Genomic DNA, 6,510 nt, shown 5'->3' with positions numbered 1-6,510 from the left:
AACCGGGGCAATAGCCTCCCCCTTCGCCGGGTCGCGCTCGCGCCACCCGCGGTCGTCCGCGTAGAAGCCAGCGCCGATCTGCGGTACGTCGCCGACCCGACCGGCCAGCGCGAACCAGCGCCCGGCGGTCGATGTCGCCGCCGCGAGCCGGCCCCCGTCGGTCGCGACCGCGCCGACGGTGTCAGTGCCGCTGAAATGCTCACGGACCCATTCAAGATGATCTGCGGGTCCGCCATCAGGAGGGTCAGCGGCCTCGTATCGCTGTCGTGTCTCCGCAGTCGTGAGGTCGCGACCGGTTTCGACACCCATGCCTGCCGCGAAATCGACGGCCTCGTCACCGGCCAGCAAGACGTGTGGCGTCTCGGTTCCCACACTGTGGGCCACATCGGTGGCGTGTACAACGCCAGACATTGCACACGCCGCCCCGACCTGGCCGGCGTCGGTCATCAGTCCAGCGTCGGTCCGGACCTCGCCGTCGCTCTGGACGGCCCCACCGACGCCGGCGTTGAACGCCGGATCGGATTCGAGCGGTCGAAGCGCGGCTAGCACTGCGTCCATCGGACCCTCCGCCGCCGTTGCCTGTTCAGCGGCGTCAGTGAGTGTTTCCTGCCGAGTAGCCGGTGACTCCGGTGGACTGCCCGCGCCGCCGTGGACGATGACGTGCATGCAACCCCGTTGACACACGAACGGCATATCACCTCCGGCTATGACGTTAGTGTCGTCCCGACGTTCGGTCGAAGCCCTTTCTTTACGGACTGTGTTACCATGTCTGAGGGAAAGCGGCACGCCTTTAGGGGCGACTGTCAATTGGCGGAATATGGGCTACGATTACGATAAAGTGGAGGTTCCCGACGAGGGACAGCAGATTCAGGTCACGGAGGACGACGAACTCGACGTTCCGGAGAACCCGATCATCCCCATCATCCACGGGGACGGTATCGGGACGGACGTCGGTCCGGCCGCACAGAAGGTGCTCGAAGCCGCCGCGAACGCCACCGGCCGTGACATCTCCTGGATGCGCGTCTACGCCGGCCAGTCCGCCCGGGACAAGTACGACGAGAACCTCCCTGACGACACCGTCGAGGCGATCAAGGAGTTCAACGTCGCTATCAAGGGGCCGCTGACGACGCCGGTCGGCGCCGGCTTCCGCTCGCTGAACGTCGCGCTCCGGAAGACGCTCGACCTCTACGCGAACGTCCGCCCGACCTACCACATCGAGGGCGTCCCGTCACCGGTCAAGGACCCCGAGGAGATGGACATGGTCACCTTCCGGGAGAACACCGAGGACGTCTACGCCGGCATCGAGTGGGAGGCCGGCACCGACGAAGTCGAGGAAGTCAAGGAGTTCGTCGAGGACGAGATGGACTTCGACGAGACCATCCACGACGGCCCGGTCGGCATCGGCGTCAAGCCGATCACCGAGTTCGGGACTAAGCGCCTCGTCCGCGAGGCCATCGACTACGCCCTCGAAGAGGACCGCGACTCCGTTACGCTGGTCCACAAGGGCAACATCATGAAGTTCACCGAGGGTGCCTTCCGCGACTGGGGCTACGAGGTCGCCGAAGAGGAGTACGGCGAGCACGTCATCACCGAGGACGAGCTGTGGGACGAGTACGACGGCGAAGCGCCCGAGGACGCGCTGGTCGTCAACGACCGCATCGCCGACAACATGCTCCAGCAGCTCCTGACCCGTACCGACGAGTACGACGTCATCGCGACGATGAACCTCAACGGGGACTACATGTCCGACGCCGCCGGCGCACAGATCGGCGGGCTCGGCATCGCCCCCGGTGCGAACTTCGGCTCGGCCCGCTGTCTCGCCGAACCGGTCCACGGCTCCGCGCCGAAGTACGCCGGCGAGGACAAGGTCAACCCAACCGCGATGATTCTCTCCGGCCGACTCATGCTCGAATACATGGGCTGGAAGGACGCCGGCCAGCTCGTTCGTGACGCCGTCGAGGAGACCATCTCCTCGGGCGACGTCACCTACGACCTCGAACGCCAGATCGAGGGCGGCAACAAGCTCGCCACCAGCGAGTTCGCCGAGAAGGTCGTCGAGAATATAGAGAAGCTCGCGTAAGCGAGTCGCGCTGATCACCCAAACTCTACATTTTTATCGCGCACAACAGCCGGGACTGGCGAGACGAGCGGTCGTGCTGTCGGGAGAACGGGGCCGTAGCTCGGGAGTCGTTTTATCGAGCGTATCCGTCAGAGAAGGGTTACTCCGTCAGCGGAAGGACCACACCGAACACGAGCGGCGAGAGGAGGCCGACGAGAATACCGAGCATTTCCATGTCGACCAGCAGCGTGTCGCCCCAGGCGGGGAGCGTCCCGAGAACGGCGCTTCCGGCGACTTCCCCCGCGATGCCGAGGAGGAACAGCCCCGCCCCGAGCATGAACCCGCGCTTTGCGAGTGTCGCGTAGTCCGCGTTCCAGTTTTGGCTCATACAGGTCCGTTCTCGCGAGCCTACAAAGCTCTCTCGGATCGAAAGAGCTACAAGCGGGTTGACACTGATATCTGCGCATACATGGTTTCAGAATCGCTTCCGGAGCTACTTGAACTCCTTCTCTCGACGGTTCTCGCGGCCGGGCTAACTGTGGGAGGAGCACTCACCGAACAGGCCGCTCTCGCCGACCTGTCCGGCGGCATCTCCGCGTTCGCTGCGTGGGAAGTATATATGGGGCTGGTCCTCCTGTACGCCGGCTATATGCTCGCCTCCCGCCGAGTCCTGCCCGCGCTCGGTAGCGCCTGAATTCGTTCGTTGCGGGCGGTTATTCCTGAAGCGACCGCTGGGTCGTGTTCGCGACCCACACCGGCTGTGTCACTGTCGTAGACCCGACGTTTCGTAGCCGCAGGTATTGCGTGACACGGACCTGCTGGTCGCTCCGTTCGGCATCGAATGCCAGCCGAAGCGCCGAGACGGTACCGTCGTGACTGACGCGGAGCCGGACAGAGACATTGCGAGGGGCGCTCACGAACAGGGGTGTACTGAGCCTGTCAGGGTCCGTGAAACGGGTGCCGACGAGGACGACGCCGCCGTCGCTCCGGTCGGCAACGGAGAGATCGACGGCTTCCCCGATACCGCGTATCATCCGCCGCTCCGAGAGGTCTGAGACCGGGCCGTCGTCGCGGACAGTCCACTTGACCCGCTGGGGCCCGTTCGATCGCTCGTCGTACCGGGCCGCGACGATGGAGCCGTTGGTCCAGTAATCAATGCGGGTCGTAAAAGTGTTCAGTTCGGTGCCGTTCTGGCGGAACTGCCCGGCGTACGTCGTCTTGTTCGCCGCGACGTGGCGTGTGTGGTCGGACCGCCGGAGTACCGTCCCGTTGCTGTCGGTGACCCGCTGGCGGGAGACCAGCGTGTAGTTTGTCGTCGCGAGCGTCCGCGCGTGGGCGCTGGCCAGCACTGGCGGCACCACTGCCTCGTCGCTCACGCCCGGCGGATACCCGACCCCATCGGTCGGCACCGCTGCCGGCGTGACTGTTTCGGGGCTGTCCTGCTGGACGAAGCCCGAGCACCCGGCGAGTACGAGCGCGAGCGTCACGACAGCAGCCACTGCTCGCGTCATTGATTGCGCTACGGCCGCCGGCCCCAAACAGTTGTGGCTAGTCCTGCCAGTCCGGGTTCGATCTGGGCGGACTGAACACGTCGATACCCCGGACCGGTTCCTCGCCGTCGTTGCGCGCTTCGTGTGGCTCCTCACTCGGGACCACGTAGGAGTCCCCGGGGCCGATGACGTACTCCTCGCCGTTGACGTGGAAGGTAAAGGTCCCTTTCACAACGTAGCCGACCTGCTCGTGGCGGTGGCTGTGCTCCGGGACGGCCGCGCCGGGTTCGATATGAAACTGCTGGACGCTCATCTGCTCTCCGACCGCCAACTGTGTCAGGTGAACGCCGTCGACTGCTTCGACTGTCTCACAGGCCGCCTGTGGTACTTCTTCCATGCTCAGCTATGTCATGTCCACCGCACCTAAGCCTTCGTCCCCCGGCATCGGACGTCGGTGGATTCAGTACCGTCCGGCCCTGACAGAGAGGTATGTACGCGGTCGTCGGGTGTAGTGATTGCAGCGCGCTGTGGGTCACTGAGGGGCGACCGGAGACAACACAGTGCCCGCGGTGTGGCACGCGCCGCAAACACGAGAAGCGGCGGAAGTTCGTCGAAACGGACGACGAGGCCCACGCCCGTGAGGTCCGGGCGTCGATGCTGGCGAACCGGCAGGGGGAGGGTGACGCCTTCGCGGAGTTGGATTCCTACGCCGAAATGGAGCGCCAGGTCGACGGCGCAGGCGTGGACGACGAGACGTACCTCGAAGATTCGGGGGTGGATACAGACGCCGTGTCGGCGGCCGCCGACCGCGCCGAGCAAGGGGCGACAAGAGGGTCGAGCCGTAAGGAGACGGTCACGAACGCGCTCCGGAACCTCGACGAGCCGACCGAGGACGACATCGTGGCCTACGCCGAGGAACGCGGCGTCCCGGCGTCGTACACCCGGAAGGCACTGACAAAGCTGGTTCGTGCCGGCAAGGCATCGGAGAGTCGGGGGCAGTACCGGCTGCTATGACCGCGACGTTAGATCTGGAGCCCGGACCGGTCGTAGTCGGGTTTCTTGTCGGTCTCTCGGGACTGCTGTTTCTCCTCACACCGGTCGTTGACCCCGTCGCAGTCGGCTCACTGCAGGTGAGCACCGTCGCGCTCTCGGCGGTCGTTCTCACGCTCGGGTTCGCGCTGGGTACAGCCGTGTTCGCCCGGCGGGGCCAGCGGCTGTTCGCCATCGCACACGGTGTCTTCGCCGTCGCGTGGGCGCTGCTCGTGCTCGGTCCGTTGTTGGGCGAGGAAGCACTCCTGCTCGCCGGCGTCGTCGTGCTCGTTGCGGGTGCCGGCTTTCTGGTGAGTCAGAGCCGGCAGTGATGACAGACCGCCCCGAAGCCGGGACTACCGCCCGAGGTCGGCGTGCGCCGAGGAGAGGTGACGCGAGGACAGCGCCGCAAGTAAGGAGAGTTCGCCGGCCAGTGCGCCGGCGGCGATGACCTCCGCGAGCGCGTCGGCGTTGCTGCCGGCGGGGTCGCCGCCGCCGCCGTAGCCCAGCACGTCAAGCGCCTCGGACTGCGTGGGGAGACCCGTCCCGCCGCCGACGGTCCCGACCTCCAGCGATGCGATGGTGACCGATGCGTACAGACCGTCCTCGCGGGCGTCGACGGTCGTGATAGCGTTGCTCCCCTCGACCACCTGCGCGATGTCCTGCCCGAGTGCGAGGAAGGCCGCGGCGACGACGTTGGCGGCGTGGGCGTTGAACCCCAGCGCGCCGGCCTTCGCCGAGCCAACGAGGTTCTTGCGGGTGTTGGCCTCGACGATAGCGTCGGAAGTCGTATCGAGTCGCTCCTCCACCTGCTCGTGGGGGATGAGCACGTCCGCGGCGACGGTCCGGCCGCGGCCCTCAACGGCGTTGATGGCGGCGGGCTTCTTATCCGAACAGAGGTTGCCCGACAGCGCCACGAGGTCGGCTGGCGTTTCGGACTCGACAACGTCGCAGGCCGCTTCAGTCGCGATGGTGGCCATATTCATTCCCATCGCGTCCTTTGTGTCATAGGAGAACCGCAGAAAGACGCTGTCGCCGACGACGTAGGGCGTCACGTCCTGTAGCTCGCCGTGGCTGGTCGTGGACTCGGCAGCGTCGGCGAGAGCGTCGACGTGCTCGCGGACCCAGGCCGACACCTCACCCGCCTCGGCCACGTCTTCGACGCGGAACACCGGGGCGCGGGTCATCCCGGATTTGAGCACGCGAGCGGTTGCACCGCCGGCGTTGCGAATCGTCGAGACGCCGCGGTTGACGGAGGCCAGCAGCGCGCCCTCGCTGGTCGCCAGCGGGAGGTGGTGGTCGCCCTCGGCGGCCCCGCCGTCGACGGGCAGCGGGCCGACCACACCCATCGGGACCTGCGCCGCGCCGACCATGTTCTCGATGTTGCTCTCGGCGTCGGCAGCGTCGAAGGTGTAGTCGCCGACCGCTGAGAGGTCCGCGCCGGTCTCCTCGGCCAGCAGGTGTCTACGGGCCGCCGCCGCAGTGTCGGGGTCGGCGTGGTCTTCCAGTTCGTAGAGCCGCAACTCACCGTCACGAACGCGCTCCGCGAGCGCCGTAGCGTCGGAGTCGGTCATACTGACCGGTGTGGCTTCGGGACTCCTAACAGTTGCTCTTGGCAGGCCAAGCGTTTTGCAGTCGCCGTTCGGGGGTTCCGTATGGTCGACCGCGTATTCACGAACTGTGAGGTGCGGCCGCTGTCCGGCGACGGTCCGGCATCGGCGGTCGCAGTGACGAACGGAACTGTCACAGCCGTCGGCGACCCGGATGACCTCTCGACCGCGGGTGCCGAGACCGTCGACTGTCGCGGCGGCGTCTTGCTGCCCGGCTTCGTCGACGCTCACACGCATCTGGACATCGTCGCCGCCGTGCAGTCGAGGCAGACCTCGCCGGGGCAGACGGCCCGGACGACTGCATCGACCGGCTGCTGGCGGC

The 6,510-nt window shown here is 66.4% G+C and carries 9 protein-coding genes and 1 pseudogene; 5 read left to right on the top strand and 5 right to left on the bottom strand.

Annotation, left to right across the window (positions count from 1 at the left end; translation table 11 throughout):
* Positions 1-666, bottom strand: a 666-nt coding sequence (locus GJ630_RS19025; protein ID WP_191450724.1) for an isoaspartyl peptidase/L-asparaginase, incomplete at its 3' end; no start/stop codon positions are given.
* A 151-nt stretch (positions 667-817) separates the two neighbouring features.
* On the opposite strand from GJ630_RS19025, the gene icd reads away from it, so the two are divergent.
* Positions 818-2,080, top strand: a complete 1,263-nt coding sequence (icd, locus tag GJ630_RS19020; RefSeq protein ID WP_014039605.1) for an isocitrate dehydrogenase (NADP(+)) — start codon at positions 818-820, stop codon at positions 2,078-2,080.
* A gap of 139 nt (positions 2,081-2,219) precedes the next feature.
* Here icd and GJ630_RS19015 read toward each other — a convergent pair whose 3' ends face one another.
* Positions 2,220-2,447: a hypothetical protein gene (locus tag GJ630_RS19015; protein ID WP_008310699.1), complete on the bottom strand. Its 228-nt coding sequence runs from the start codon at positions 2,445-2,447 to the stop codon at positions 2,220-2,222.
* A gap of 81 nt (positions 2,448-2,528) precedes the next feature.
* Between GJ630_RS19015 and GJ630_RS19010 the strand changes: the two genes are divergently transcribed.
* The gene (locus GJ630_RS19010; protein ID WP_014039604.1) at positions 2,529-2,753 is read left to right on the top strand and encodes a hypothetical protein; all 225 of its coding nucleotides are present in this window, start codon (positions 2,529-2,531) and stop codon (positions 2,751-2,753) included.
* Positions 2,754-2,772: 19 nt separating this feature from the next.
* Here GJ630_RS19010 and GJ630_RS19005 read toward each other — a convergent pair whose 3' ends face one another.
* Positions 2,773-3,570: a hypothetical protein gene (locus GJ630_RS19005; protein ID WP_064288251.1), complete on the bottom strand. Its 798-nt coding sequence runs from the start codon at positions 3,568-3,570 to the stop codon at positions 2,773-2,775.
* A 37-nt stretch (positions 3,571-3,607) separates the two neighbouring features.
* The gene (locus tag GJ630_RS19000) at positions 3,608-3,946 is read right to left on the bottom strand and encodes a cupin domain-containing protein (RefSeq protein WP_064288250.1); all 339 of its coding nucleotides are present in this window, start codon (positions 3,944-3,946) and stop codon (positions 3,608-3,610) included.
* A 92-nt stretch (positions 3,947-4,038) separates the two neighbouring features.
* Between GJ630_RS19000 and GJ630_RS18995 the strand changes: the two genes are divergently transcribed.
* A complete protein-coding gene (locus GJ630_RS18995) occupies positions 4,039-4,563 on the top strand; it encodes a DUF5817 domain-containing protein (protein WP_014039601.1) in 525 nt (174 codons plus the stop codon).
* Entirely contained in the window at positions 4,560-4,910 is a 351-nt protein-coding gene (locus GJ630_RS18990) for a hypothetical protein (RefSeq protein WP_191450723.1), read from the top strand. Before GJ630_RS18995 ends, GJ630_RS18990 begins: the two co-directional genes overlap by 4 nt.
* A 24-nt stretch (positions 4,911-4,934) precedes the next feature.
* Here GJ630_RS18990 and hmgA read toward each other — a convergent pair whose 3' ends face one another.
* Positions 4,935-6,152, bottom strand: coding sequence for a hydroxymethylglutaryl-CoA reductase (NADPH) (hmgA, locus tag GJ630_RS18985; RefSeq protein ID WP_191450722.1), 1,218 nt, complete (start codon positions 6,150-6,152; stop codon positions 4,935-4,937).
* 81 nt (positions 6,153-6,233) lie between these two features.
* On the opposite strand from hmgA, the pseudogene GJ630_RS18980 reads away from it, so the two are divergent.
* Positions 6,234-6,510: pseudogene (locus tag GJ630_RS18980) on the top strand (amidohydrolase); the annotation flags it as partial.

The organism is Haloarcula sp. CBA1122, assembly GCF_009741785.1.
Lineage (GTDB): Archaea > Halobacteriota > Halobacteria > Halobacteriales > Haloarculaceae > Haloarcula > Haloarcula hispanica.
The sequence above is the reverse complement of the archived record's forward strand: the minus strand, read 5'-3'. Positions and strand labels throughout refer to the sequence as shown.

Excerpts from the sequence above, each read along its gene's own strand:
- GJ630_RS18995 (WP_014039601.1), top strand. The coding sequence starts at position 4,039 with ATGTACGCGGTCGTCGGGTGTAGTGATTGCAGCGCGCTGTGGGTCACT.
- GJ630_RS19000 (WP_064288250.1), bottom strand. The coding sequence starts at position 3,946 with ATGGAAGAAGTACCACAGGCGGCCTGTGAGACAGTCGAAGCAGTCGAC.
- GJ630_RS18990 (WP_191450723.1), top strand. The coding sequence starts at position 4,560 with ATGACCGCGACGTTAGATCTGGAGCCCGGACCGGTCGTAGTCGGGTTT.
- icd (WP_014039605.1), top strand. The coding sequence starts at position 818 with ATGGGCTACGATTACGATAAAGTGGAGGTTCCCGACGAGGGACAGCAG.
- hmgA (WP_191450722.1), bottom strand. The coding sequence starts at position 6,152 with ATGACCGACTCCGACGCTACGGCGCTCGCGGAGCGCGTTCGTGACGGT.
- GJ630_RS19015 (WP_008310699.1), bottom strand. The coding sequence starts at position 2,447 with ATGAGCCAAAACTGGAACGCGGACTACGCGACACTCGCAAAGCGCGGG.
- GJ630_RS19005 (WP_064288251.1), bottom strand. The coding sequence starts at position 3,570 with ATGACGCGAGCAGTGGCTGCTGTCGTGACGCTCGCGCTCGTACTCGCC.
- GJ630_RS19010 (WP_014039604.1), top strand. The coding sequence starts at position 2,529 with ATGGTTTCAGAATCGCTTCCGGAGCTACTTGAACTCCTTCTCTCGACG.